We start from the raw sequence: 25483 nt of genomic DNA, 5'->3' as shown, positions 1-25483 counted from the left end.
ATTTACGTTTCACTTATTGAAACGTGAATGCCACTACTTGGCAAGCCCTTCTATCCGGGAGGCACCCAACGAGAGGAACACCCCATGGCAGAGACCATCACCCTGAGCCCAGCGCCACTGGCCGCCCACGACGTCGTGCAGGTCGCCCGTCATGAGGCACGGGTCGAGATCTCCGGGGAATCGCTGTCCGCCATGGCCGAATCCCGTCGGGTCATCGACGGGCTGGTCACCGACACCCGGCCGCATTACGGGGTCTCCACCGGCTTCGGCGCCCTGGCCACCAAGCAGATCCCGGTCGAGCTCCGGGCCCAGCTGCAGCGTTCACTCATCCGCTCCCATGCCGCCTCCTCCGGCGCCGAAGTCGACCGGGAGATCGTGCGGGGACTGATGCTCAACCGCCTGCACACCATGACCACCGGGCGGACCGGGGTCCGCCCCGAGGTCGCCCGCGCCTACGCCGCAGTGCTCAATGCCGGAATCACCCCGGTCGTGGGGGAATACGGTTCGTTGGGTTGTTCCGGGGATCTGGCGCCACTGTCGCACTGCGCGCTGGCCGTCATGGGCGAGGGCAAGGTCCACAACGCCGCCGGGGAACGCGTCGAGGCCTCCGAGGCCCTGGCCGCCGCCGGCCTCGAACCGATCGTACTGGCCGAAAAGGAAGGCCTGGCACTGATCAACGGCACCGACGGCATGTTGGGGATGCTGCTGATGGCCGCCGAGGACCTGCACCGCCTGGTCGCCACCGCCGACCTGTCCGCGGCCATGAGCATCGAGGGTCTGCTGGGCACCGACGATGTCTTCGCCGCCGATCTGCACGCCCTGCGCCCGCATCCGGGGCAGATCACCTCGGCCGCGAACATGCGCGCCGTACTGTCCGGTTCAACACTGATTGCCGAACAGAAGGAAGGCTCGCACGCCTTCACCCGCGTGCAGGACGCCTACTCGCTGCGCTGCGCCCCCCAGGTCCATGGCGCCGTGCGCGCCACCCTGGCCCACGCCGAATCCGTGGCCGAACTGGAATTGGCCTCGGCCATCGACAACCCGGTGGTCACCACCGACGGACGGGTCGAATCCAACGGCAACTTCCACGGCGCCCCGGTCGGCTACGTCCTGGATTTCCTCGCCATCGCCGTGGCCGATCTGGCCTCCATCGCCGAGCGACGCACCGACCGGTTCCTGGACAAGGCCCGCAGCCACGGGCTCAACGCCTTCCTCGCCGATGATCCCGGGGTGGACTCCGGGCACATGATCGCCCAATACACCCAGGCCGGAATCGTCTCCGAACTCAAGCGCCTGGCCGTCCCCGCCTCCGTGGACTCGATCCCGAGTTCGGCCATGCAGGAGGACCACGTCTCGATGGGGTGGTCCGCCGGGTTGAAGCTGCGCCGTTCGATCGACGGCCTGCAGCGGGTGCTGGCCGTGGAGCTGCTCACCAGCGCCCGCGCCCTGGACATGCGCGACGGCGGTCTGGCGACCTCGAAGTCCTCCCCGGTCGTCGACGCCGTGCGCACGGCGATCCGCCAGGTGGTTGAAGGCCCGGGCACCGACCGCTACCTCGCCCCCGAAATCGAGGCGGTCCACACCCTGGTCGCCGACGGTACGGTGCTGGCAGCAGCCAACGGTGCCGCGGAGTCGGCACTACAGTAGTCGCCACACCCCCGACGTCAGGACCTGCGCATGAGCACCCCCACCCCGGCCCACCTGATCCGTTTCGCCTCCCTGTGCGCCGAACGCTGGCGCAACGGGGGTGGCTCCACCGTGGAGATCGCCCGTTCACAGCCGCCGGGATCCGGTACCGGGGCCCCGGCCCCCGGTACCGACTGGAATTGGCGTCTCAGCGTCGCCGAGGTCTCCCGCGCAGGCACCTTCTCCGCGTTCCCGGAGTGCGAAAGGATCCTGACGGTCATCGAGGGGGAATTCATGCTGCTCACCATCGACGGCGTCGACCACGGGTTGCAGAAGTACCGGCCGTTCCGTTTCGAGGGCGGGGCGGACACCGGGGCCACCCTGCCGGAGGGCCCGATCAGGGATCTGAACCTGATCACCGGGCCCGGCCACCGGGGCCACGTGGTCATCCTCGAACTGTCGAAGAAGCGCCCGCACCCGGTCTTCGACGACCAGCACGCGGTGTTCCTCCACGGCAACGCGGTGGTGTCGGGCGGTCCGGGGGAGGAACCCCTCGGACTTGAACGGCTCGACACCGTCATCGGCAACGATGCGGCGCCCCCGGAGATCTCCGGGCGGGGTTTCCTCGCCGTCGTCTCCCACGACCGCCGCTAGACGGATCCCGGCGCGGTCCCCTCGTCGACCAGGGCGACGGCGGCCAGTGCCTCGAGCCCCTGGACCAGGGCCCGCAGATCGGGGACCGCCAACCGGGCCATCGCGGCCTTGCGATACCTGTCGGCGTCGATGATCACCGAGTGGAGCATCTGCCGGCCACTATCGGTGGCCACCAGCCGGCGTGAACGGCCGTCGCGTTCATCGCGGATCCGTTCCACGACCCCGTGGCCGACCAGCCGGTCCACGATCCCCGATACCGTGGCCAGGGACACGTGGAGGATCTCGGACATCCGCTGGGATGTGGCATCCCCGTTGGCGGTGATCACCACGGCCAGGGCCTTGAGCTGCTGAACGGTCAGGGGCAGGGAGAGCAGCGCCTCCAGGGAGGCATCCCGACTCATCCTGTCGGCATTCGATTCCAGCGCCTCGATGCGTCCCATCAGTGCTTCCCGCTCGTCCATGCCCCTCGTTCCGTCCTGGACCGCAGCATCCATACCCATTGATGCTTAGCCACAAGCTATGCTTATTCGGTCACAGCTTACCGGCTGCCCGTCCCCCTGCCTGCCGAAGGATTCACTCGTGCACCATCTCGCCCGCCTCAGTCTGGCCAACCGGGCTGTCGTCGCGCTCCTGACCCTGATCATCGCCGTGGCCGGCTTCGTGTCGATGGGTTCGCTGAAGCAGGAGCTGATCCCCCCGATCAGCATTCCCCAGACCACGATCCTGACCACCGCCGTCGGGTCCAGCCCCGAGCTGATCGACGAACAGATCAGCCTGCCGCTGTCCAAGGCCGTCAAGGGCGTCAGCGGGGTCGAAACCGTTTCCGCGTCCTCGGCCCCGTCGGTGTCCACCATCACGGTGTCCACCGAATACGGCCTGGACCAGGACAAGGTCGAATCAAGTCTGCGCGAGGCCATCGATTCGGTCTCCTCGAAACTCCCCGAAGGGGCCGACCCCGAGATCCTGGCCGGCAGCACCTCGGATATTCCGGTGGTCATGTTGACGGCGTCCTCCGACGCCTCCGCCGAAGACCTGAGCCACAGCCTGGAGAAGGCAGTCCTGCCGGAGATCCAGGGCATCGAGGGGGTCCGTGACGTCCAGCTCAGCGGTGAGACGAAACAGCGGATCACGATCGACCCCGACGCCAAGAAGCTCGCTGCCGCCGGGCTGGGACAGCAGGCGATCTCCTCCGCCCTGAAGGCCAATGGAACGACCCTGCCCGCAGGCACCATCGTCGAGGACGACCAGTCGGTGTCGGTCCAGGCCGGCAACGCGATCGAATCCCTCGATGCGCTCAAGTCACTGCCCCTGCTGCCCTCCGCCCCGGCCGCCGGTGCCGACGGCCAGGGAGCCCCCGGCCAGGAGGGTCCGGGGCAGGATGCCCCGGGTCAGGGTGCCCCGGGTCAGGACTCGGAGGCCCCGGAGGGCCAGGCCCCTGCCGCCCCCGCGGCCCCCGCCAGCGGGCCGGTGAAAACCATCGGCGACGTCGCCTCGGTGAAGGTGACCAACGAAAAGCAGACCTCCATCACCCGGACCAACGGCGAGCCCAGCCTCTCCGTCCAGGTCACCGCGCTGCCCGATGCCGACATCGTTTCCATCTCCCACGCGGTCAACGACAAGCTCGATGGGTTCAAGGACGCGCTGGGCGCCGGCGCCGCCATCACCCCGATCTTCGATCAGGCGCCCTTCATCGAGCAGTCGATCAACCACCTGGCCATTGAGGGCCTGCTGGGACTGGCCTTTGCCGTCATCGTCATCCTGGTCTTCCTGCTCTCGGTGCGTTCGACGCTGGTCACCGCGATCTCCATCCCGATCTCCGTGCTGGTGACGTTCATCGGACTCAATGTGGGCGGCTATTCGCTGAACATGCTCACCCTGGGCGCCTTGACCATCGCCATCGGCCGTGTGGTGGACGACTCGATCGTGGTCATCGAGAACATCAAACGACATCTGGGCTACGGCGAGGAGAAACGCCACGCCATCCTGACCGCGGTGAAGGAGGTGGCCGGGGCGATCACCGCATCGACCCTGACCACGATCATGGTCTTCCTTCCCATCGCCCTGGTCGGCGATGTGGTCGGGGAACTGTTCAGGCCCTTCGCCCTCACGGTCGCCATCGCCATGCTCTCCTCGCTGTTCGTGGCGCTGACCATCGTCCCGATCCTCGCCTACTGGTTCATGCACCAGCCCCAGCAGGACGTCGACCCCGCAGAGGTCCGCGCCGCCTCCGAGGTGAAGGAACGCAAGAGCCGGCTGCAGCGCGCCTACCTGCCGATCCTGCGTGGCACCCAGCGCCACCCAGTCTGGACACTGGTCGGCGCCGTGATGATCCTGGTCCTGACCGCCGGCATCCTGCCCTTGTTGAAGGTCGACTTCCTGGGCAGCACCGGGCAGAACAGCCTGCAGGTCACCCAGGAGTTCGAGACCGGGGCCGATCTGAAGACGATCAGCAGCCAGGCCGAGGCCACCGAAAAGGCCCTGCTGGATTCCGACGGCGTCGAGAGCGTCCTGCTCACCGCGGGGGTGGGCGGCGAAGGCCTAGCCGCCATGCTCGGCGGCGGCGCCGATTCGACGTCGTACACGGTGAACACCGATCCGGATGGGGACCAGAGCGCCATCAGCGAGGGCATCCGGAAGCGCCTAGATGCCTTGCCCGACGGCGAGGACATCTCCGTGGGGGAAGCTGCCGCCTACGGCAGCAGCACGGTGGACGTGATCGTCAAGGCCCACGACGACAAGAAGGCCCTGACCAAGGCCTCCGACCAGGTGCTCTCCGCGCTCAAGGACACCGCCCACACCACGGATATCGCCAGCGACCTGGCGGCCGACCAGCCGACGATCGAGGTCGTGGTCGACCGCGCGAAGGCCGCGAAGTCCGGGCTGACCGAAATGCAGGTCTCGGGGATCGTGGCCTCCGCCGCCAACCCGCAGGCCGTGGACAGCATCCGGCTCGACGGCAAGGACCTCTCGGTCTACGTCGACAGCGGGACCTCGGTGTCCACGTTGAAGGAACTCAAGGACTCCCCGGTCCCCAGCGCCACGGGGATGAAGAAGCTCTCCCAGCTCGCCGACATCAAATCCACCAGCGTGCCCGCCTCGGTCAGCCGGCAGGGCGGCCAGCTCGTGGCCACCGTCTCGCTGACCCCCGAAGATGGCGAACTCGGAGCGGTGACCTCCTCGGTCACGGACGCCGTCGATGACATCGACCTGCCGGCGGGGGCCTCGGTGGAGATCGGTGGAGTCAGCGCCCAGCAGACGGACTCCTTCAAGCAGCTGGGATTGGCCATGCTGGTCGCCATCGCGATCGTCTACCTGCTGATGGTGGCCGAGTTCAGGTCCCTGCTCCAGCCGCTGATCCTGCTGGTGTCGATCCCGTTCGCGGCCACCGGGGCGATCCTGCTCATGCTGGCCTCCGGCAAGCCGTTGGGGGTGGCCTCGATGATCGGCTTGTTGATGCTCATCGGCATCGTGGTCACCAATGCGATCGTGCTGATCGACCTGGTCAACCAGTACCGACGCCAGGGCCAAAGCGTCCGGGATGCCGTGATCAACGGGGCCCGGCAGCGGTTGCGTCCGATCCTGATGACCGCGCTGGCGACGATCTTCGCCCTGACGCCGATGGCCCTGGGCGTGACCGGATCCAGCGGGTTCATCTCCCAGGACCTGGCCATCGTGGTCATCGGTGGGCTGGTCTCCTCCACGGCACTGACGTTGATCCTGGTCCCGGTGTTGTACCAGCTGGTCGAAGGCCGGCTGGAGAAGCGTGGACAACGCAAGGCAGCCAAGGCGAAGCCGCATGGAGTCCATGCGGCCCCGGTTGAGCCGGATCTGCCACCGAACACCGCCACCCACCCGTAGGCAGGGACGAAGGAGGCCGATCCGCTACTGCGGATCGGCCTCCTTCATGGTGCGGTGCCCCGGCTACCGGGCGGAGATGAAGGCCTGCACGCAGGCCTCGATGTCCTCCGGTGAATGCGCTGCCGAGAGCTGGACGCGGATGCGGGCCGCATCGCGGGGGACCACCGGGAAGCTGAACGCCGTGACGTACACCCCGTGCTCGAGCATCGTGTCGGCCACGGCGGCGGCCTTCGCGGCGTCACCGAACATCACCGGGATGATCGCGTGTTCGCCGTCGAGCAGTTCGAAGCCCTCCTCGGTCATCCGCCGACGGAACAGTGCGGCGTTCTCGAACAGCCGGGTGCGCAGCTCCCCCGAATCCACGACCAGTTCCAACGCCTTCAGTGTCGCGGCGACGATGGCCGGGGCCAACGAGTTGGAGAAGAGGTACGGCCTGGCCTTCTGGCGCAGCATCGCCACGATCTCGGAGCGACCGGCGACGTAGCCGCCGGAGGCACCGCCGAGGGCCTTGCCGAAGGTCCCGGTGTAGATATCGACCCGCTCCGACACCCCCGCGTGTTCCGGGGTCCCGGCACCGGTGGCCCCCATGAAGCCCACGGCGTGGGAGTCGTCGACCATCACCAGGGCCCCGAATTCGTCGGCCAGGTCGCAGATCTCCTGCAGGGGGGCCAGGAAGCCGTCCATGGAGAAGACCCCGTCGGTGACGATGACCGATCGGCGGGGCCCTGCCCCGTCGTTCATGGTCGCGGCCTCGGTCAGCTTCCCGCGCAGGTCGTCCATGTCCTGGTTGGCATAGCGGAACCGCTTTGCCTTGCTCAGACGGATTCCGTCGATGATCGAGGCGTGGTTCAGGGCATCGGAGATCACGGCGTCCTCAGGGCCGAAGAGGGATTCGAACACTCCCCCGTTGGCGTCGAAGCAGCTGGAGAACAAGATGGTGTCTTCGGTGCCCAGGAACTCCGAGACCTTCCGTTCCAGTTCCAGGTGCAGGTCCTGGGTGCCGCAGATGAAGCGCACCGAGGCCATGCCGAGGCCGCGCTCATCCAGCGCGGTCTTGGCCGCTTCGACGAGCCGGGGGTCATCGGCCAGCCCCAGGTAGTTGTTGGCGCAGAAGTTCAGCACGGCGCGCGCCGGGGCGCCAAGGGCCCCGGCGGCGATGTGGCTGGACTGGGCGGAGTCGATCCGGCGTTCGTGCTTGAACGTTCCGGCGTCGCTGATTTCCGCCAGTTCGGCGGTGAGCTGGTCCTTGAGGGTGGAGTACATGGTTCTTCCTTTCGGAACAGACGTTTAGTTGAACACGGTCCAGTCGAGAATGACTTTTCCGCCTTGGCCGGCCCGGGCGGCTTCGAATCCGGCTTCCCATTCGGTGGCCGGAAGCCGGTCGGTGACGATGGAGGAGATGCGCTCGCGCAGTTGGGCATTGGAACCGAGCATGGCGGACATGGCGTACCAGGTCTCGTACATCTCCCGTCCGTAGATGCCCTTGAGCGTGAGCATATGGGTGACGACCTTGCCCCAATTGATGTCGATGGCGGTGCTGGGCAGACCGAGCATGGCGATCTTGCCGCCGTGGTTCATGTTGTCGATCATCTCCGGCAGCGCGGTGGCGTGACCCGACATCTCCAGGCCGATGTCGAAGCCCTCGACCATGCCCATTTCCTGTTGCGCCTCACGGATCCGGTTCGCGGAGACATCCACGGCCAGATCGATGCCCATGCTCCGGGCCAGGTCCAGCCGGGCGGCGGAGACGTCGGTGATGACGATCTTGCGGGCCCCGGCATGGCGGACGACTTCGGCGGCCATGAGCCCGATCGGACCGGCCCCGGTGATCAGCACGTCCTCGCCCACCAGCGGGTAGGCCAGCGCGGTGTGCACGGCGTTGCCGAAGGGGTCGAAGATGGCACCGAGTTCGGGGGTGATGGATTCGTCGCGGTGGACCCAGGCGTTGGTTTCGGGGATCACCACGTATTCGGCGAAGGCCCCGTCGCGTTGGACGCCGACGGAGACGGTGTTGATGCACATCTGTCGTCGTCCGGCGCGGCAGTTGCGGCACATCCCGCAGACCACGTGGCCCTCGCCGGAGACCTTGTCGCCGAGCTGGACGTGGGTCGCCAGTTCGCCGACCTCCACGACCTCGCCGTAGAACTCGTGGCCGGGAATCAGCGGGGCGTCGATCATGGAGCGGGCGGCATCGTCATAGGCCAGGATGTGCAGGTCGGTGCCGCAGATGCCGGCGGTCTCCACCCGGATCTTGACCTCATGCGGGCCGGTGACGGGTTCGGGACGATCAACAAGCTCCAGGCCCTCGTGCGGACCGGATTTATACAGTGCCTTCATGGGATCCTTACTGGCTACAGACGTCGGGCGGCAGTCGAACACCGCCTCCGTCCCCAGTCTGACACCGGGAGGACGACTTCAACGGTTAAGAACATACGACATTATCTGAAGCGACGATTTAGGATGGACTAATGGAAGTCCATCAGTTGCAGATCCTCCGCGAACTCGGTGACCTCGGCAGCGTCCGGGCCGTCGCCGCCTCGATGTTCGTGACCCCCTCCGCGGTGTCCCAGCAATTGGCCCTGCTTCAACGCGGTGTCGACGTCCCGTTGACCCGCAAGGAGGGCAGGACCCTGGTGCTCACGGAGGCCGGCCGGATCCTCGCCAACGCCGGTGCCGCCGTCATCTCCTCGATGGCCGAGGCCCGGGCGGCGATCGGAAACTACCAGAACGACGCCGCCGCCCCCGTCACCCTCGCCGGCTTCCACTCGGTCGGACAGTCCCTGTTCGCGCCGCTGTTGGCCCGGTTGAAGGCGGCCCAGGGGCCGCAATTGCTCTTCTCCGACGAGGACGTCGCCCAGGACGATTTCCCGGCTCTGACGTCCCGCTATGATCTGGTCCTGGCCCACCGGATGGACCACACCCCACCCTGGCCCGGACAACAAGTCTCCGTGGTGCCCCTGGCCCACGAGCCGCTGGACATCGCCGTACCCACCGGACACCGGCTGGCCGGACACCGGAGCGTGACCCCCGCCGACCTGAGGGGTGAGCGATGGGCGGTCAGCCGCGAGGGGTACTCCCCCGCGGACATCCTGGGGGCCATTGCCGCCGTCTCCGGCGGTGCCCCCGAAATAGTCCACCGGATCAACGACTACGCCACCGTCGCGGAGCTGGTCGGTACCGGAAACGTCCTGGGGGTCATCCCCCGTTACACGGCAGGCGCCTCGGTAGGTCAGGGAGTGGTGCTGCTGCCACTGGAGGGCATCGCCAACCGGCGCCGCATCGACCTGCTGGCCCGTCCCGAGTCGTTGCGCCGGCTCTCGGTACGGCGGGTCGCCGACGCCCTGAGGGAGACCATGGCCGAACGCGCCGCGGAGACCCACGATCATTGATTGCCGAAGGCACTCCCGCCCGGCCTCCCGGTTCGTACTGCCGAGGAGGGCGGCTGCCTCCTCGGGATTTGCTGCCTGGCCTCCGCACATGCTCCGAGCCCAAGGGCCACGGCCTGCGGCCATGGTAGGGTCCACCTGACGTCGAGACCCTGGTCCCTGTCTCAAATCCATGCTGGGCATCATGGGCATTCCCAGCTGATTCCAAGGAGCCGCCCTGAGCCATGAACCCACCTGGTTGTTCCCAGGAGCCATCCTTGCATTCGCCGTGGCTGCGGCGGTCCTCATCTTGACGATTCCCCCGCTATTCGGCACGCACGAGCCGTACCAGGTCTGGCTCACCTCCGCACTGGCGGTCCTGACCACGATCCTGGGAACAGCCGTCATTCTCTTGCGCCCTCCCCCACGGAAGTGAGGTAGCCGGCAGAGCCGGCGATGGCCCCCACGCCGACGGGTGCGGGGGGGCCATCGACCCATATCGGATGGTCACGGGACCGAGAGCCCTCCAGACAGCCCGTCCCCCGTGTTCCGGTCAGCTCTACGTGTCAGTGCCCGGCTTCCTCCGCAGCGGCCTTCTCGGCGGCCTTCTCCGCGTCCTTGGCTTCGCGCAGGGCGTGGGCCTCGAATTCCTCCTCCGCCTTCTCCTGATGGATGACATTGGCCAGGAGCTTTTCCATCTCCTTGGCCACCCCGCCGGCCGAGGCCGGGTTCTGCCCGGTCACCAGCCGGTCATCGACGACCACCTTCTCCTCGAAGACGTCGGCCTGGACGTGGGTCGCCCCTTGCTCCTCGAGCCGGTCGGCAAGGAAGAACGGGATGATCTTGTCCTTGCCGGCAGCGACTTCCTCCTCGTTGGTGAAAGCCGCCACCTTGCGTCCGGAGACCAGACGGAAACCATCGGCCAATTCGACGTTCACCAGTCCGGCCGGTCCGTGGCAGACGGCCCCGACGACGCCGCCGGCATCATAGACACCGGCCACCAGCTGCTGCAGGCCCTCGCTGTCCGGGAAGTCCCACATGGTGCCGTGGCCGCCCACCAGATAGACGCCGTCGTACTGCTCGGGATCGACCACCGAGACCCGGGCCGTGTTGTAGAGCCCGGCCCGCGTGGTCTCGCTTTCGGTGAAGGCCACCTGGATGGGGTCCTCCTTGTCGACCACGTCCTGCGGAGGGTGCCCGCCCTGGATGGACGCGAAGTCCACGATATGACCGGAATCGGCGAACACCTTCCACGGATGCGCTGCTTCGGCGACGTTGTATCCGGTTTTTTCACCCGTATCGCCGAGTTCGGAAACGCTGGTCAGGACCATGAGGATCTTCTTCATGTCGTGCTCCTTTCGTCCGGTTTTCCAGCCTAGGACAGATGCGGGCTACTTCACAGGGCGAACTTATCCGCCGTTTCCCGCTCTTGGTTGGCCGCGAAATACCGCAGCAAGCCTTCGTCCAGTGGCGGGACCTCCCGTGCCGCCCCGTCCCCGCGCAACGACTCCGTCGCCAGGACCCCGGCCGCGACGGCAGCCCGGGCGGCGACCGGCGAGGTCTCCGTCGGGCCGCCCTCGGTGGCAAAACGCAGGAACTCGCCGATCAGCAACGGGTCGGCCCCGCCATGCCCACCATCGGCGTCGGCGATGACCACCTCCTGGTCGGCCTCCACGTAGCCGTCCTGGGTCCTGCTGGTCCACACCTTGATCCGGTCCCCCGCATGGTCCCCGAAGTTCTCCAATCGACCGCGCGTACCGATCACCGTGTAGTTCCGCCAGTAGTCGGGGGTGAAATGGCACTGCTGGTAGGACGCCAGGATGCCGTTCTCCAGCACCATGTTCATCATCGAAACATCCTCCACGTCGATGACCGGGTTGAGGTCCTGCTGCGCGGACGGCGGCCAGTTCTCCAGCGAGAACCAGTCGCCCATGCGCCGGTCGGAATTATCCCGCCGTGACGTCACATCGCCGTAGACCGCCAGGGTGCCGACGGCCGATACGCGTTCCGTGTAGGCATCGGCCAGCCAGTGGATGACGTCGATGTCGTGGGCGCCCTTCTGCAGCAGCAGACCGGTGCTGTTCGCCCGCGCGGCATGCCAGTCCTTGAAGTAGTAGTCACCGCCGTTCCCCACGAAATGACGGCACCAGACGGCCTTGACTTCCCCGATCGTTCCCGCCTGGATGATCTCGCGCATCTGGCGGATCACCGGCATATGGCGCATGTTGTGTCCGACGTAGAGCTTGGTCCCGGTCCGGAAAGCAGTGTCGAGGAGGGAATCCACGGCCTCGAGCGTGACGTCCAACGGCTTCTCGCAGAACGTGGCGATGCCTGCCTCCAGGGTGCGCGTAGCCACGGCGGCATGCTGGTTGTCCGGGGTCAGTACCAAAACGGCGTCCAGTCCGGCCGTCAACAGATCATCGAGGTCCGCGGTGACGGTGGCTTCGGGCAGTTTGGCTGCCGCATCTGCGCGGCCGCGTTCGCTGGTATCGCACACCATGGTGACGACCGACCCTTCACCGGGGCGGTGCGCCTGCCGGAACAGTCCCGAGCGCAGGCCGAAACCGACCACTCCTACTTTGAGATCCACGAATCTAACTCCTTAATTATTGATGAAAATGTCGCCGCAGGTGCCGCCGGTTGCCTTCACTGCGCCGACACTGTGTCGGCGAAATGGCATCGGGCGGCATGGGTTCCGGAAATTTCGACGGGCTCGGGTTCCTGGTCGACACACATCGCCTGGGCCAGCGGACACCGCGTATGGAACCGACACCCCGACGGCGGGTCGATGGGCGAGGGCGGGTCACCCTGGAGCACGATGCGTTCGCGGTCGGCACCGTCGTTTTTGCGCAATTCCGGCGCCGCGGAGAGTAGCGCCTGGGTATACGGGTGGCCCGTGCGGTCGTAGACTTCGTCGTAGCGGCCCAGTTCCACGACCTTGCCCAGGTACATGGTGGCGACCCGGTCGGAGATGTGTCGGACGATCTGCAGGTCGTGGGCGATGAAAAGGTAGCTCAGGCCCAACTCTTTTTGCAGCGTGTCGAGCAGGTTCACGATCTGGGCCCGGACGGAGACGTCCAGTGCCGAGACCGGTTCATCGCAGATGAGCATCTTGGGGTTCAGCGCGATTCCCCGCGCAATCCCGATGCGTTGTTGCTGGCCTCCGGAGAAGTTATGCGGGTATCGGTCCGCATGGTCGGGGTTCAAACCGACCAGCTCCAGGAGTTCGCGGATCTTGTTCCGTCGCCCGGCCCGGGGCTCGATTTCGGAATGGATCGCGAAGGGCTCACCGACCAGCTCTTCAACGGTCATGCGCGGGTTGAGCGAGGAGAACGGATCCTGGAAGATCAGCTGGATGTTCCGACGCATCTCGCGCTTTTCCGCCCCTTTGAGCTCATTGATGTCCTGCCCCCGGAAAAGCACCCGCCCTTCGGTCGGCTTTTCCAGACCCGACATGACCCGGGCCAACGTTGATTTTCCACAGCCCGACTCCCCGATGACGCCCATGGTTTCCCCGGGACGCACGTCCAGGTCCACCCCGTCCAGGGCCTTGACCACCTTCTGTGGTCCGATCGGGAGATGGCGGTGTACCGGATAGTGCTGTTTGATCCCCTGCATTTCCATCAACGGGGCGGCCGCCCTCCCGGGCGTACCGTTCTGGATCGTTGCTTCAGGCAGTGACATGGTCCAAGACCTCCTCGGTGTGGAAACAAGCGCTCTGACGCCCGGCGCCCACCGACTCCAACGGCGGTACCTGTTCCAGGCATTCGTCCGTGACGAAGGGGCACCGGTTGGCGAAGGAGCACCCGTCGGGCAAACGCAGCAAATCCGGTGGTGTGCCCGGAATCGCCGGCAAGCGTTGCCCCTTCAGCTCCTCGCCGGCAACCGATGCACGGAGTCCCTGGGTATAGGGGTGCCCCGGGTGGTTGAGCACCTCATCGGTGGCTCCATGCTCGACGATGCGTCCCGCATACATCACCGCCACTTGATCGGTGACTTCCTTGACCACCGAGATGTCATGGGTGATGAGGATCAGCCCCATGTTCCTCTCCACCTGTTGTTCCTTGAGCAGCTCGAGGATTTGTGCCTGAACGGTGACGTCCAGTGCCGTAGTAGGCTCATCGGCGATCAGCAGCACAGGGTCCAGGGCAAGGGCCATGGCGATGACGATGCGCTGACGCATGCCGCCGGAGAACTGGTGGGGATAGTCATTCACCCGAGAAGCAGCGGCCGGGATCCGCACCCGGTCCATCATGTCGATTGCTGCTGCCTTGGCATCCTTGCGGGAGTATCCACGGTGGACCCGGTACAACTCACCGATCTGGCGTCCGACCGGGTGGACGGGGTTCAGTGCCGTCAGGGCATCCTGGAAGACCATCGAGACCCTGGATCCGACCAGTTCACGGTGCCGTTTGGCACTGATCGTCAAAAGGTCCTCCCCTTCAAGCAGGATTTCTCCACGCGGGACCTTGGCCGGTGGCATGTCCAGGATGCCCATCACCGCTCGGGCGGTGACCGATTTCCCGGATCCGGATTCACCCAGGATGCCCAGCGCCTCACCGCGCTGGACGGTGAAGTTCATGCCGCTGACGGCGGTGGCAATGCCCTTCGAAGTGTCGAATTCGACGTCGAGGTCCCTGACTCGGAGCAGCGGGTGGTCCCCCGCCGGGTCGGGTTGTTGCGTCTGTTGCGTTCTCACTTACTTGCCTTTCGGGTCGAATTCATCGCGCAGTGCTTCCCCGAAGAGCACGAAGCCGAGCACCGTGAGTGTCAGGAACAGTGCCGGGAAGACCAGCAGGTGCGGGGCGGCGGAGATGTAGTCGCGTGCCGCAGCCAGTTGCAGTCCCCAGGACACCGAGGGCGGGGTGAGGCCGATGCCGATGAAGGTCAGCCCCGCTTCGGCGGAAATCACTCCGCCGACTCCGAGTGTCTGCAGGACCAGCAACGGGGTCAACGAGTTCGGGATGATGTGGGACTTGATGATCCTGGTCTTGCTGGCACCCAGCAGCATCGAGGCCTGGACATACTCTCGGTTGCGTACCTCCATGACGGAGGAGCGCATGAAGCGGACGCCACCTGGCCAATTGAACAGGGCCAGCGCGAAGATCACCGTCCAGACGGTACGTTCGCTGAACAGCTGCAACACGACGATGGCCGCCAGGATGAACGGAAGGCCGAAGGCCATGTCGCAGGCCCGCGAGATGATGACGTCGACCCAACCGCCGAAGTAGCCGGCAAGGGCTCCGAGAATGGCTGCAACGACGAAGGAGATCGCGGTGACCACGATGCCCACCAGGATCGAGGCGCGGGCACCATAGATGACGTTCGTGTAGTAATCGCATCCTTGGATGTCGACGCCGAAGATGTGCTCGCTACTGGGCGCCTGGTTTGTTTCCATCACGTTGCAGTTCGCGTTGGGGTCGCTGCCGAACCCGGCAAAGAGCTGGGGGAAAGCAGCCATGAGCAGCATCAGCGCCACGATCGTCCCTGAAATCAGGAAGCGCGGCCTCAACCAGATGGGCCCCCGGTTCGTCTTCTTGCGCCGCCGCGGCGGGAAGGTGGCCGGTTCGCCGGCGGCAACGGCGGAAGCGGTCGGCTCGGTGGTCTGGCTCATACTCGTACCCTCGGATCAATCACGCCGTAGAGGAGATCCACGAGCAGGTTGAAGAAGAGGTAGACCAATACGAGCATCGTGGCGATGCCCACGACGATGGTCCCCTCCTTGTTGTTGATTGAGGTCACCATCAACCCGCCGATGCCGGGAATGTTGAAGATGGCCTCGATGATCACTGCGCCGCCGAGCATCCCGGCCAGGCTCAGCCCGAGATAGGTGACCACGGGGATCATGGCATTGCGCAGGGCATGGCCCCAGATGACCCGTCGCGGGGAAAGGCCCTTGGCTCGTGCCGTACGCATGTACTCCGACCGAAGGACTCCCACCAGCGAGGTGCGGGTCAGTCGTGCCAGGCCGGCGGCTGCTTCGAAGGCCATCACCAACGCCGGCAGGATGAAGGCCATCGGCCACCCGGCACTGATTCCCGCCGGGTTGACCCAGCCCAGTTGGACACCGAACACCGTCTGGGCGCCCAGGGCGATCACGAATCCGGGCACACCGAGGAACACGACGGTGAAGACCAGTGCGAAGTGGTCCCCGGCACGCCCGTGACGCAGCCCGCCGTAGACGCCGATGGCCAGTCCGATCACCAGTTTCAGGACCCACGCCGTCAGGGCCAGGGCGAAGGTCGTCGGCAGTCGCTCCAGGATCAGGCCCAAAACCGGTCGACCGAAGAAGTCAATCCCGAAGTTCCCGTGCAACAGGCCCCACATGTAGTTTCCGTATTGCACCAGGAACGGGTCATCCAGATGGTAGGCCTGTCGGATCTGGGCCACTGTTGATTCGGGCAGGGGGCGGGCGCCGGTCAACGCCGCGATGGGGTCTCCGGGCATGAGGAAGGTCAAGGCGTAGATCAGGAAGGTGGCGCCGATGACCACCGGAATCATCTGCCCTATGCGGCGTATGGTGTAGCCGAGCATGCGGATGGTCCTTTCGCGGTGTGATGGGAGTGGTGGGACGGGGTCCGATGCGCCGGTGTCTACTGCTCAGCGACGCATCGGACCCGTGGATGATTCACTACCTAGCAGCCATACCCCGCGCGGTAGAACTGCAGATCCCCCTGGACTTCCTTCATATCAGCGCATTCGGTGTGCAAGCCGAAGTCGGTGGGAATGAACAGCGGGATGGCCGGCATGTCCTTGACGATCAGTGACTCGGCCTCGGCGTACGTCTTTGCTGCCGTGGCTTCGTCCTGCGAGGCCCGTGCCGATCTGACCAGCTTGTCCACCGGCTTACTGGAATATCCCGTGGTCTCGTTGCCGTCGCCGCCCGTTTCGTACTGGCTCAGGTACTGGTCCGGGCTCTTATAGGACCAGCCCCAGAGGCCGAAAACGGCTCCATCGAGTTCCTGGTTGTTGCGACGCGACTGCAGCTCGGTACCCAGAACCGGCTTGAGCTGGACCTTGATGCCCAGGTTCTCCTTGATCTGCTTGGCGATGGCCTGGACCAGCTGCTGGTCGGATGCCGAGTTGTGTTCGATCACCAGGGTTCCGTCGAATCCACCGGCCTTTTTCAGCAGCTTCTTCGCCTCGTCGGCGTCGAAGGTGCACGAAGCGCAGGCGCCTTCCTCATAGGAATCCAGCGACGGCGGGACCAGCGAGTCCGACGCCGAGGCGTAGCCCTGCAATAGGGACTTGGCGATGGATTCGCGGTCGATGGACATCGAGATGGCCTTCCGCAGATCCGGGTCGCGCAAATCCTTGATGTACTCCGGGATCTGCAACGTGTACTGTTTGGAGCCGGTTTCGACCTCGTAGAGGGAATCCTCGCCCAACTGGCTCTTGGCCTTGGAGACCATCGTGGCGGGCACGTTGCGGATCATGTCCAGGTTTCCGGCCGTCATATCGGTGTAGGCCGCGTCCACCGCCGTATAGATCTGGCCGGTGAGCTTGTCGGCGCCGCCGGAGAAGCCATCGGCCCCCTTGAAGCCGTCCCACTTCTCCAGCACTACTTCTTCGTTGTGGTTCCAGGAGACGAACTGGTAAGGCCCATTGGACACGGGGTTCTCCTCATAGGCCTCCGGGTCGCTGAACGCCTGTTCCGGCAAGGGGCAGAGGGCCGAGGTGCTCAGGAGCTTGGGGAAGTCGGCATTGGGTGCGTTGAGTGCGACTTCCAGGTGCTGGTCGTCAACGACCTCGACACCGGAAAGTTCATCCGTCGTGGGCTTGGAGCCGTCCGACGGGTTCAGGTCCTTATACCCCTCGAAGGCGGTGAAGGAGCCGTTGCCCTGCCAGGCATTGGAACCGGTGGCCGTCTTGTTCCAGGCCTTGGCGAACGAGTCGGCAGTCACCGGTGCGCCATCCTGGAACGTCCATCCGTCCTGCAGCTCGATCTTCCAGTGTTGGGCATCATCACTGGTCACCGAGGTCGCAGCCAGTGGTTCCAGTTCCTGGGATTCGGTGTTCACCTCCATCAGGTTCGCGCAGGTGGCCATGGCGACCTGGCTGCCCGGATCCTCATGCGGCACCAATGACTTGGGTTCGCTGAGTTGGAAGGACAAGGCGCTTTCCTCCCCGGCCCCCGCTGCGTTCCCCGCACCGGATGCACAGCCGCTGGCCATCAGCATCAACGCTGATGATGCCGCGACCAAGGCAAACATCTTCTTTTTCGGCATGCTCCACTCCCGTTCAAATGATCTGTGGTGATCGAGCTGATTAGGTGGTCTCCGGCGGAGCACGACAAGATGTGATCCGCTTCACCTAGTTAATTTATGCTCTAAAATAAATCAGATACGGCAGAGCCTGTCAAGGAAGTACCTCAATTGGCGAAGGAGGTTACCGGCGGCTTCGACAGCTGAAACCGGCTCGGTGCACGGCAACGAGTGACACGGTCCTGCCCTGCACGATTCCTGGGCTCGGCCTTACACCGGGTCGGGAGTGGCCAGCCCGGTGATCCCCAACGGGTCCGCCAGCACCGCGGCAACCAGCGTCGACGCGGCGAAGAGGGAGAGCGAAAAGACGTGGTCCGTGGAAAGAACCACTCGTTCGGCCGCTCTCTTACCCGTCTGTGCCCTCCGGGCCACTTCATCGACGAGAGAAGCGAACACCAGGGGTGATTCCGCCGGGGTGCCGACCACCACCAGCAGCTCGGGATCATGGATGTCAATGAGCTGGGCTGCGGCCCGGCCGACCCACCGGTTGCGTTGCTCCAGCAGGGCGATGGCCCCCGACTCCCCCTCCGCCGCCTGGAACAGGATCTCGTCGATGTTCGGCGACCCCTGCAGACCTCGCTCCACCGCGGTGTCTGCGACGGCGTCATCCGACGCCATGACCGCCAGGCATCCGGTCCGGCCACAGGGGCAGGGTCGGGCACCGTCGTCGACGGAGAGATGGGCGATCTGTCCAGCGGTTTGGCTGAACCCGGACCGGATCCTGCCGGCATCGACCATGACCGAGCCGATATCGGCGGTCACCACCATCAACACGAAGTCGTTGGTCCGCTGCCCGTGCCCGTAGAGCAATTCGGACTGGGCCGCTGCGCGGGCGTTGTTCTCCAGGATCAGCGGCCCGGGCAACCTGCCCTCGAGCAGGGCCATGACGTCGACGTTCTTCCACCCGGCGCCGGGGTTGTCGATGATCAGTCCCGCGGCACGATCCACGATGCCGCCAGTCGCGATCCCCGTCCCGATGACGACCCGGCCGCGGGTATCCTCCGCAAGCAGCTCATCGGCGGCCGCGACGATCAAATCCATTGACTCCTCCGGTGGCATCCCGGTATGGGGAACCAACACCGAGGCATGTTCGCTGCCGTCCAGGCCCATGAGTACGACGCCGGTGGTGCGAGGCCCCAGATGGATGCCCATCACCAGCGGGGTCTTCGTATCGACCTGCAACGGCACCCGCGGACGCCCCTGGGTGCCCGAGAGTGGTGCCAGCTCCCGCAACAAGCCGGCTTCGAGCAGCTGCGCCACCATTTTCGTGACCGATGCGGCACTCAACCCCAGTTGCAGGGCGACTTCCGAACGAGACAGTCCGGGGTGGTCGAAGACGTGCTTCATGACGGCCGCGGTATTGAGTCGCCGCAGATCATCGCCGCGATGACCACGACCGTTGCGTATTCCGGAGTCGACAGCAGGATCTAGGGTTGCCATGACCGCTGGTGTTCTCCTGTTCGGTGCCGGCCACGCCGGAATGCGTTGCCCTTCCCATGATGCACGTCAGACACACTCAACTGCCAACTGCCCCAGCGCATGCCGGCCCACGGAGTGCAGCGGGTCGCCCTCGGGCATCAGGGCCATCAAGGTCCCGAAGTGCACCGCCCATCCCCGGGCACGCGCCCAGGTGTCCGCGTCGTGGGGGAGTTCGGCGATGAAGGCGGCACGGCCTGCCGGGGTGAAATGCAGCCAGGCAGCCGCCAGGTCGCAGGCGGGGTCCCCGGCGGTGAGGTCCCCGAAGTCCACGACCGCCGAAATCGTCGCCGGGCCGGAACCCGGCACGGTCACGAGGTTATGCGGATGCAGATCCCCATGCAGCCACAGGGGTGGGCCGTGGTGTTCGGGCGCCTGCACCCCGTTGGCAAAGATTTCATGCCAGGGCCCGGGCAGCGGCCGGCCCGCTTCCGCCAGTCGCCGGGTGAAGGCCTCGGCCCGGGTGGCCAGGGCGGTGCCCGGGACGGCATTGCGCGGTGCGTCTGCCGGGGCCGGGACGTGCAGGGTGCGCAGGAACCGGCCGAGGGCCGCGGCATAGCCATCCCGGTCGGCAGCCGGACGGTTTGCGGCGGATTCCCCGTCGAACCAGGGCACCACGGCCCAGTGGTAGGGGTAGCCGCTTCCCGGGCGGCCGCGGCGCACCACGGCCGGAATCGGCAACGGCAGCCTCGGGGCCAGGAAGGGCAACCACCTGACTTCGTTCAGCAGCAGCTGGTGGGCGCTGGCCCGCCGGGGCAGGCGCACGGCCAGCTCCCCTCCCAGCCGGTAGACGATGTTGTCCCAGCCGTTGGCCACCCGGACCAGGTCCAACCCGGCCAACCCGGGGTGCTGTTCGAACAGCAGGGTACGGACCAGGGCGTCGGTGACCTCGACATCATGGGCCGGAACCCCGGATCCGGGTCGTTGTCCTGCGCCCTGGGTGGTCATGGGACCACGCTACACACCCGGCAGAGGCCGAGGGGCGGGCGGAAGGTCCTCCGCCCGCCCCTCGGCAGGTGTTTCGGCGTCCGGGTCGCGGGCCCGGGGCGGATCAGCCCTCGACGCCGAGCTTCTCCAGCACGATCTCGCGCACGCGGCCGGCATCGGCCTGGCCGCGGGTGGCCTTCATGACCGGGCCGATGAGTGCACCGATGGCCTGGACCTTGCCGTCCTTGATCTTCGCGACGACATCGGGCATCGAGGCCATGGCGTCGTCGATCGCGGCACCGAGGGCGGAGTCGTCGTTCACGACGGCCAGCGACCGTTTCTCCACGATCTCGGTCGGCGTCCCCTCCCCCGCCACCACGAACTCGAGGACCTGGCGGGCGATCTTGTCGTTGATCTTCTTGGCTTCGATCAGCTGGTTGAGCTCGATGATCGTCGCCGGGGTGACCCCGAGATCCATCGGCTCCACGTCGGCGTTCTTGGCCAGTCGGGAGATCTCGCCCATCCACCATTTGCGGGCCACCGCGGGGGTCGCACCGGCGGCAATGGTCTCTTCGATGGCGTCCAGGAATCCCGCATTGACCACATCACGGAACTCGGCGTCGGCATAGCCCCAATCGGCCTGCAGGCGCTTGCGGCGTTCGGCCGGCGGCTCCGGCAACTGGGCGCGCAGTTCCTCGACCCATTCGCGGGTCGTGACGATCGGCACCAGATCCGGTTCGGGGAAGTAACGGTAGTCATCGGCGTCCGACTTGGGACGGCCCGACGTCGTGGTCCGGGTGTCCTCCCGCCAGTGGCGCGTCTCCTGGACCACGAGGTTGCCGGCGTCCAGGACCGCTGCGTGGCGTTCGATCTCGAAGCGCACGGTGTGTTCGACCGCGCGCAGGGAGTTCACGTTCTTCGTCTCCGAGCGGGTGCCGAACTTCGTGGCGTCCTTGGGCATCAGCGAGACGTTGGCGTCACAACGGACGTTGCCGCGTTCCATCTTGGCGTCGGAGACATCCAGGGTCTTCACGATCTCGCGGATCGCCGCCACATAGGCCTTGGCCAGCTCGGGGGCGCGCTCGCCGGCCCCGGTGATGGGCTTGGTGACGATCTCCACCAGCGGCACGCCGGCCCGGTTGTAGTCCACCAAGGAGGAATCCGCGCCCTGGATGCGCCCGGTCGACCCCATATGGGTCAGCTTCCCGGCGTCTTCCTCCATATGGGCCCGCTCGATCTCCACCCGGAAGACCTTGCCGTCGGAGAGTTCGATGTCCAGATACCCGTCGAAGGCAATGGGCTCGTCGTACTGCGAGGTCTGGAAGTTCTTCGGGGTGTCCGGGTAGAAGTAGTGCTTGCGCGCAAAGCGGCAGTACTCGGCGATCTGGCAGTTCAGCGCCAGACCGATCTTGATGGAGTACTCCACCGCCTTCTTATTCACCACCGGCAGCACGCCGGGCAGGCCGAGGTCCACCGGGGTGACATTGGTGTTGGGGACGTCGCCGAAGGCGTTCGGGGCGTCGGAGAACATCTTGGTGGCGGTGTTCAGCTCGACGTGCACCTCGAAGCCGAGGACCGGATCGTACCGCTCCAGGGCCTCGTCGAAGTCGACGAGTTCTTCAGTTGCATGGGCCATCTCAGGCGACACCTTCCTTGGACGATTCGGCCAGCTCGGGGGCCTGGTTGATCAGCGGACCGTCCCAGCGGTCCTCCAGCAGCTTCTCCAAGGCCGCGCCGGCACGGTAGAGCCGGGCGTCCTCGTGGGCCGGGGCCAGGAACTGGATGCCCACCGGCAGCCCCTCGGAGAGCCCTCCGGGGACCGTGATGCCGGGGATGCCGGCCAGGTTGGCGGGAATGGTGGCGACGTCGTTGAGGTACATCGCCAGCGGGTCGTCGAGTTTCGAACCCAGTTCGAAGGCGACGACCGGGGAGGTCGGGGACACCAGGACGTCGGCCTGGGCGAACGCCGCCTCGAAGTCACGCTGGATGAGCGTACGGACCTTCTGCGCCGACCCGTAGTAGGCGTCGTAGTAGCCCGCCGACAGGGCATAGGTGCCCAGGATGATCCGGCGCTTGACCTCGTCGCCGAAGCCCGCCGAACGGGTGGAGGCCATGACGCGTTCGATGGTCAGCGGCCCCTCCGTGGGCAGGACACGGTTGCCGAAACGCACGCCGTCGTACTTGGCCAGGTTGGAGGAGACCTCCGAGGGCATGATCAGGTAGTAGGCACCCAGCGCGTACTCGAAGTTCGGGCAGGAGACCTCGACGATCTCCGCGCCGGCGGCCTTGAGCACCTCGAGGGACTCGTCGAAGCGCGACTGGACCCCGGCCTGGTAGCCCTCGCCCTGCAGTTCGCGGATGACCCCGACGCGCACACCGGTCAGGTCCCCGGTGGCACCCTGTTCGGCGGCCGCGGCAAGTCCGCCGACCGGTGCATCGATGGAGGTGGAATCCTTGGGGTCGTGCCCGCCGATGAGCTCGTGCAGCAGGGCGGAATCGCGTACGGTGCGGCTGACCGGGCCGATCTGGTCCAGCGAGGAGGCCATGGCGATGGCCCCGTAGCGTGAGACGGACCCGTAGGTGGGCTTGACCCCGACGGTGCCGGTGACGGCGCCCGGCTGGCGGATCGAACCACCGGTGTCGGTGCCCAGCGCCAGCGGCGCCTCGTAGGCGGCCAGCGCCGCCGCGGAACCGCCGCCGGAACCGCCGGGAATGCGGTCCAGGTCCCACGGGTTGCGGGTGTCGCCGAAGGCCGAGTGTTCGGTGGAGGAACCCATCGCGAATTCGTCGAGGTTGGTCTTGCCCAGGATCGGCAGCTTGGCGGCACGGATCTTTTCGATCACGGTGGCGTCGTAGGGGCTCATCCATCCCTCGAGGAACTTCGAGCCCGCGGTGGTGGGCTGGCCCTGGGTGACGATGAGGTCCTTGATGGCGATCGGTACGCCGGCCAGCGGGTGCAACGCCTCGGCCTCGGCCCCTCCCGCGCCGCGAATCGCGTCGACTTCGGCGGCCACGGCGAGCGCCTCCTCCCCGTTCAGGTGAAGGAAGGCGTGGATCCCGCGGTCCCCGCCGTCGACCGCTGCGATGCGGTCCAGGTGGGCCTGGACGGCCTGGACGGAGGTGAGCGATCCGTCACGGAGTTTTGCCGCCAGTTCGGCGGCGGAGAGCTTGATGATCTCGTTCATGCCCTACTCCCCTTCCAGGATGGCCGGAACCTTGAATCGGCCGTCTTCGGCGTCGGGCGCGTTCTGCAGCGCCTGATCCTGCGTCAGCGTCCGGCCGACCACGTCTTCGCGCATCACGTTGGTCAGCGGTAGCGGGTGGCTGGTGGCCGGGACGTCGTCGCCGGCGGCCTCGCTCACGGATTTGATCGCGTTGACGATGACACCGAGTTCGCCGGCCATTTTCTCCAGCTCGGTCTCGCTCATCTCCAGGTGGGCCAGTTGCGCCAGATGGGCAACTTCCTCACGACTGATCGCAGGCATGTATCTCCCCGAATTCATGGATGGTGGGTTTTCCCCACCAGTCTAGTTCAGGACCGGCGTCCGCCGGTGCCGGTTCGCCGCCCTGATCCCCACCAGGGCCAGGAGCACTGCGGCCAACGAGCCGGTTCCTGCGGCGATGATGATCAGGCGGTCGCTGTCCACCACCAGGCCGGGGGTTCCCAGCAGGAACCCCAGCCCGACCATGATCTTGAAGACCACGGTCAGGTACGCCCAGGCGGCCCCGTGGTGGGCTTCGGGGATCCGGGCATAGACGGCGTTGCGCACCCCTGTGTTGTGCATCCCGTTGCCGAATCCGCCCAGCAGGAACACCGCCAGGATGACCAGGGCGTCTGGCCACAGCCCCTCCGCCAGGATGGCTGCGCCGATGAGCACACCGCCCAGGAGCACCGGGGTCCTCACCCGTGCCCCCAGGAACCTGCTCCCGCCGGTTAGGGCGCCGATGAGCGCGCCCACCGACCAGGCCCCGAGCATCACCGCATAGAGGGTGTCGTTCCCGGCCACCGAGCGCAGATAGAAGACCCCTGCGACTCCTTCGGCGGAGGTGAACAGCACGACGGCGGCCATGGGGATCAGCAGGAGGGCCAGCAACCGGTCGGTGAACAGGATCCGTGCTCCGGCTCCGACGCCACCGGCGCGAGGTTCCTTGAGGTCGACCCGTACCGCACGGCGCGGCACCACCAGCCCCGCCCCCAGGGCCAGCACCGTGAAGCCCAGGGCGTTGAGGGCCAATACCCCAGGCGGTATAGGCGAGGGCGGCGATCGGCGGTGCCAGGATGCCCGCCAACGATCCGGCGGAGACGATCAGGCTGCTGGCCCGCGCCAGCGGCAGCGGCCCCCGGAGGGAGGGAATGAGTTTGAAGATCGCCGAGGCGTTGATGACGGCACTGATGCTGGCCCCGCACATCAACACCAGGCTGACCCGCAGGTCATCGACGAGGGCCATCAGGGCGAAGAGCAGGACGTGGGCAAGCAGGCTGGCCACCCAGATCCTGCGCAGGTTCGTCCCGTCGACCAGCCGGCCCACCAGCGGGGCCGCCAGGATCGGGGGGATCAACCCCGTGAGGAACAGTATCGTGACACCCCAGGACCCGAGCTGGTCGGCCGCAGCCAGGGTCAGGGCGAAGAGCGCCATCGCGTCCCCGACCATCGAGACGAAGGCCAGAAGCACGAAGACCGGGTAGGTCCTTCGGGCACGGGGCGACGCGGTGGGCATGGGCCGACCCTACTTGCTTGGGCCGGCCGGGCCGCTGCCGGTTAGAGCGGCAGGATGTAGACCTTGAGCAGGATGTCGGTGTCGGGGACGAACCAGTCCCGGTCGGTGGCGCGCTGGAAACCCATCGTCGTGTAGAGGGCGTTGGCTGCTTCCCAATGCCCGCCGGTGGTCAGTGAGACCGTGTCCACGCCGTCGAGCTGCCGGGCCCGGTCGATGACCGCCTCGACCATGGTCCGTCCGGCCCCCGAACGCTGCACGGACGGGTCCACGACCAGCATCCGGAATTCGAGTTCACCGGCTTCGGCGATATCGGCGTAGGGGTTCCCCGGCTGGACTAGGGTCACCGCACCGATGACCTTCCCGTTGTTTTCGGCGACCAGGATCTCGGCTGCGGCGTGGCGGTCGGCGACCTGGCGGACGAACTGCAGGTATTCGTGGTCGGGGTCCTCGAAGTGCCCCGCCGCCAGGTAGGAGTCCACGGTGATGCGGCCGATCTCGTCGTAGTCGGCTTCCGTGGCCTGGCGGATGGTCAGGGGCATGCGGGCGGTTGCAGTAGTCATCACCTTCCAGTTTGACACCTTTTCGTCGTCGCGA

General features: G+C 66.2%; 22 protein-coding genes. 5 read left to right on the top strand and 17 right to left on the bottom strand.

What is annotated here, in order from left to right; translation table 11 throughout:
- Positions 1-84: 84 nt before the first annotated feature.
- Positions 85-1647 (top strand): histidine ammonia-lyase, encoded by a 1563-nt coding sequence (gene hutH / locus ACT3UE_RS02480; protein ID WP_444561619.1) that lies wholly within the window; start codon positions 85-87, stop codon positions 1645-1647.
- A gap of 30 nt (positions 1648-1677) precedes the next feature.
- On the top strand, positions 1678-2280 hold the full coding sequence (locus ACT3UE_RS02475; RefSeq protein WP_444566230.1) for a HutD/Ves family protein: 603 nt from the start codon (positions 1678-1680) through the stop codon (positions 2278-2280).
- Here ACT3UE_RS02475 and ACT3UE_RS02470 read toward each other — a convergent pair.
- The gene (locus ACT3UE_RS02470; RefSeq protein WP_444566229.1) at positions 2277-2741 is read right to left on the bottom strand and encodes a MarR family winged helix-turn-helix transcriptional regulator; all 465 of its coding nucleotides are present in this window, start codon (positions 2739-2741) and stop codon (positions 2277-2279) included. The two genes, ACT3UE_RS02475 and ACT3UE_RS02470, sit on opposite strands and share 4 nt — an antisense overlap.
- Before the next feature lie 118 nt (positions 2742-2859).
- On the opposite strand from ACT3UE_RS02470, the gene ACT3UE_RS02465 reads away from it, so the two are divergent.
- Positions 2860-6138: an efflux RND transporter permease subunit gene (locus ACT3UE_RS02465; protein WP_444566228.1), complete on the top strand. Its 3279-nt coding sequence runs from the start codon at positions 2860-2862 to the stop codon at positions 6136-6138.
- A 63-nt stretch (positions 6139-6201) separates the two neighbouring features.
- Here the strand turns inward: ACT3UE_RS02465 and ACT3UE_RS02460 are convergent, their stop codons facing one another.
- Both ACT3UE_RS02460 and tdh read right to left on the bottom strand, forming a co-directional pair.
- Entirely contained in the window at positions 6202-7401 is a 1200-nt protein-coding gene (locus tag ACT3UE_RS02460) for a glycine C-acetyltransferase (protein WP_444566227.1), read from the bottom strand.
- Between the two features lie 24 nt (positions 7402-7425).
- Positions 7426-8475 carry an L-threonine 3-dehydrogenase gene (gene tdh / locus ACT3UE_RS02455; RefSeq protein ID WP_444561624.1) on the bottom strand — a complete coding sequence of 350 codons (1050 nt, stop codon included), beginning with the start codon at positions 8473-8475 and terminating at the stop codon, positions 7426-7428.
- 131 nt (positions 8476-8606) lie between these two features.
- Here tdh and ACT3UE_RS02450 point away from each other — a divergent pair, with 131 nt between their 5' ends.
- Positions 8607-9527 (top strand): LysR family transcriptional regulator, encoded by a 921-nt coding sequence (locus ACT3UE_RS02450; protein WP_444561625.1) that lies wholly within the window; start codon positions 8607-8609, stop codon positions 9525-9527.
- 542 nt (positions 9528-10069) lie between these two features.
- Here ACT3UE_RS02450 and ACT3UE_RS02445 read toward each other — a convergent pair.
- From ACT3UE_RS02445 to ACT3UE_RS02385, 13 genes are all read right to left on the bottom strand, one after another.
- A complete protein-coding gene (locus ACT3UE_RS02445) occupies positions 10070-10849 on the bottom strand; it encodes a type 1 glutamine amidotransferase domain-containing protein (protein WP_444561626.1) in 780 nt (259 codons plus the stop codon).
- Between the two features lie 50 nt (positions 10850-10899).
- Entirely contained in the window at positions 10900-12093 is a 1194-nt protein-coding gene (locus ACT3UE_RS02440; protein WP_444561627.1) for a Gfo/Idh/MocA family protein, read from the bottom strand.
- A gap of 56 nt (positions 12094-12149) precedes the next feature.
- Entirely contained in the window at positions 12150-13187 is a 1038-nt protein-coding gene (locus ACT3UE_RS02435) for an ABC transporter ATP-binding protein (RefSeq protein WP_444561628.1), read from the bottom strand.
- Positions 13174-14202, bottom strand: coding sequence for an ABC transporter ATP-binding protein (locus ACT3UE_RS02430; RefSeq protein ID WP_444561629.1), 1029 nt, complete (start codon positions 14200-14202; stop codon positions 13174-13176). The genes ACT3UE_RS02435 and ACT3UE_RS02430 overlap by 14 nt, the downstream gene beginning before the upstream one ends.
- Positions 14203-15117 carry an ABC transporter permease gene (locus ACT3UE_RS02425; protein ID WP_444561630.1) on the bottom strand — a complete coding sequence of 305 codons (915 nt, stop codon included), beginning with the start codon at positions 15115-15117 and terminating at the stop codon, positions 14203-14205.
- Positions 15114-16037 (bottom strand): ABC transporter permease, encoded by a 924-nt coding sequence (locus ACT3UE_RS02420; protein WP_444561631.1) that lies wholly within the window; start codon positions 16035-16037, stop codon positions 15114-15116. Before ACT3UE_RS02420 ends, ACT3UE_RS02425 begins: the two co-directional genes overlap by 4 nt.
- 101 nt (positions 16038-16138) lie before the next feature.
- On the bottom strand, positions 16139-17731 hold the full coding sequence (locus ACT3UE_RS02415; RefSeq protein ID WP_444566226.1) for a peptide ABC transporter substrate-binding protein: 1593 nt from the start codon (positions 17729-17731) through the stop codon (positions 16139-16141).
- A 246-nt stretch (positions 17732-17977) separates the two neighbouring features.
- Positions 17978-19207, bottom strand: a complete 1230-nt coding sequence (locus ACT3UE_RS02410; protein ID WP_444566225.1) for an ROK family transcriptional regulator — start codon at positions 19205-19207, stop codon at positions 17978-17980.
- A 66-nt stretch (positions 19208-19273) separates the two neighbouring features.
- Entirely contained in the window at positions 19274-20191 is a 918-nt protein-coding gene (locus ACT3UE_RS02405; protein WP_444566224.1) for an aminoglycoside phosphotransferase family protein, read from the bottom strand.
- A gap of 103 nt (positions 20192-20294) precedes the next feature.
- The gene (gatB, locus tag ACT3UE_RS02400; RefSeq protein ID WP_444566223.1) at positions 20295-21806 is read right to left on the bottom strand and encodes an Asp-tRNA(Asn)/Glu-tRNA(Gln) amidotransferase subunit GatB; all 1512 of its coding nucleotides are present in this window, start codon (positions 21804-21806) and stop codon (positions 20295-20297) included.
- Position 21807: 1 nt separating this feature from the next.
- Entirely contained in the window at positions 21808-23355 is a 1548-nt protein-coding gene (gatA, locus tag ACT3UE_RS02395) for an Asp-tRNA(Asn)/Glu-tRNA(Gln) amidotransferase subunit GatA (protein WP_444561636.1), read from the bottom strand.
- A gap of 3 nt (positions 23356-23358) precedes the next feature.
- On the bottom strand, positions 23359-23655 hold the full coding sequence (gatC, locus tag ACT3UE_RS02390) for an Asp-tRNA(Asn)/Glu-tRNA(Gln) amidotransferase subunit GatC (protein ID WP_444561637.1): 297 nt from the start codon (positions 23653-23655) through the stop codon (positions 23359-23361).
- Between the two features lie 42 nt (positions 23656-23697).
- Positions 23698-24405: a hypothetical protein gene (locus tag ACT3UE_RS02385; protein ID WP_444566222.1), complete on the bottom strand. Its 708-nt coding sequence runs from the start codon at positions 24403-24405 to the stop codon at positions 23698-23700.
- 119 nt (positions 24406-24524) lie between these two features.
- On the opposite strand from ACT3UE_RS02385, the gene ACT3UE_RS02380 reads away from it, so the two are divergent.
- A complete protein-coding gene (locus ACT3UE_RS02380) occupies positions 24525-24857 on the top strand; it encodes a hypothetical protein (protein ID WP_444566221.1) in 333 nt (110 codons plus the stop codon).
- 73 nt (positions 24858-24930) lie between these two features.
- Here the strand turns inward: ACT3UE_RS02380 and ACT3UE_RS02375 are convergent, their stop codons facing one another.
- Entirely contained in the window at positions 24931-25449 is a 519-nt protein-coding gene (locus ACT3UE_RS02375) for a GNAT family N-acetyltransferase (protein WP_444561639.1), read from the bottom strand.
- Positions 25450-25483 lie beyond the last annotated feature (34 nt).

It is taken from the genome of Arthrobacter sp. 179 (assembly GCF_052379645.1).
Classification (GTDB): domain Bacteria; phylum Actinomycetota; class Actinomycetes; order Actinomycetales; family Micrococcaceae; genus Arthrobacter_H.
The sequence above is the reverse complement of the archived record's forward strand: the minus strand, read 5'-3'. Positions and strand labels throughout refer to the sequence as shown.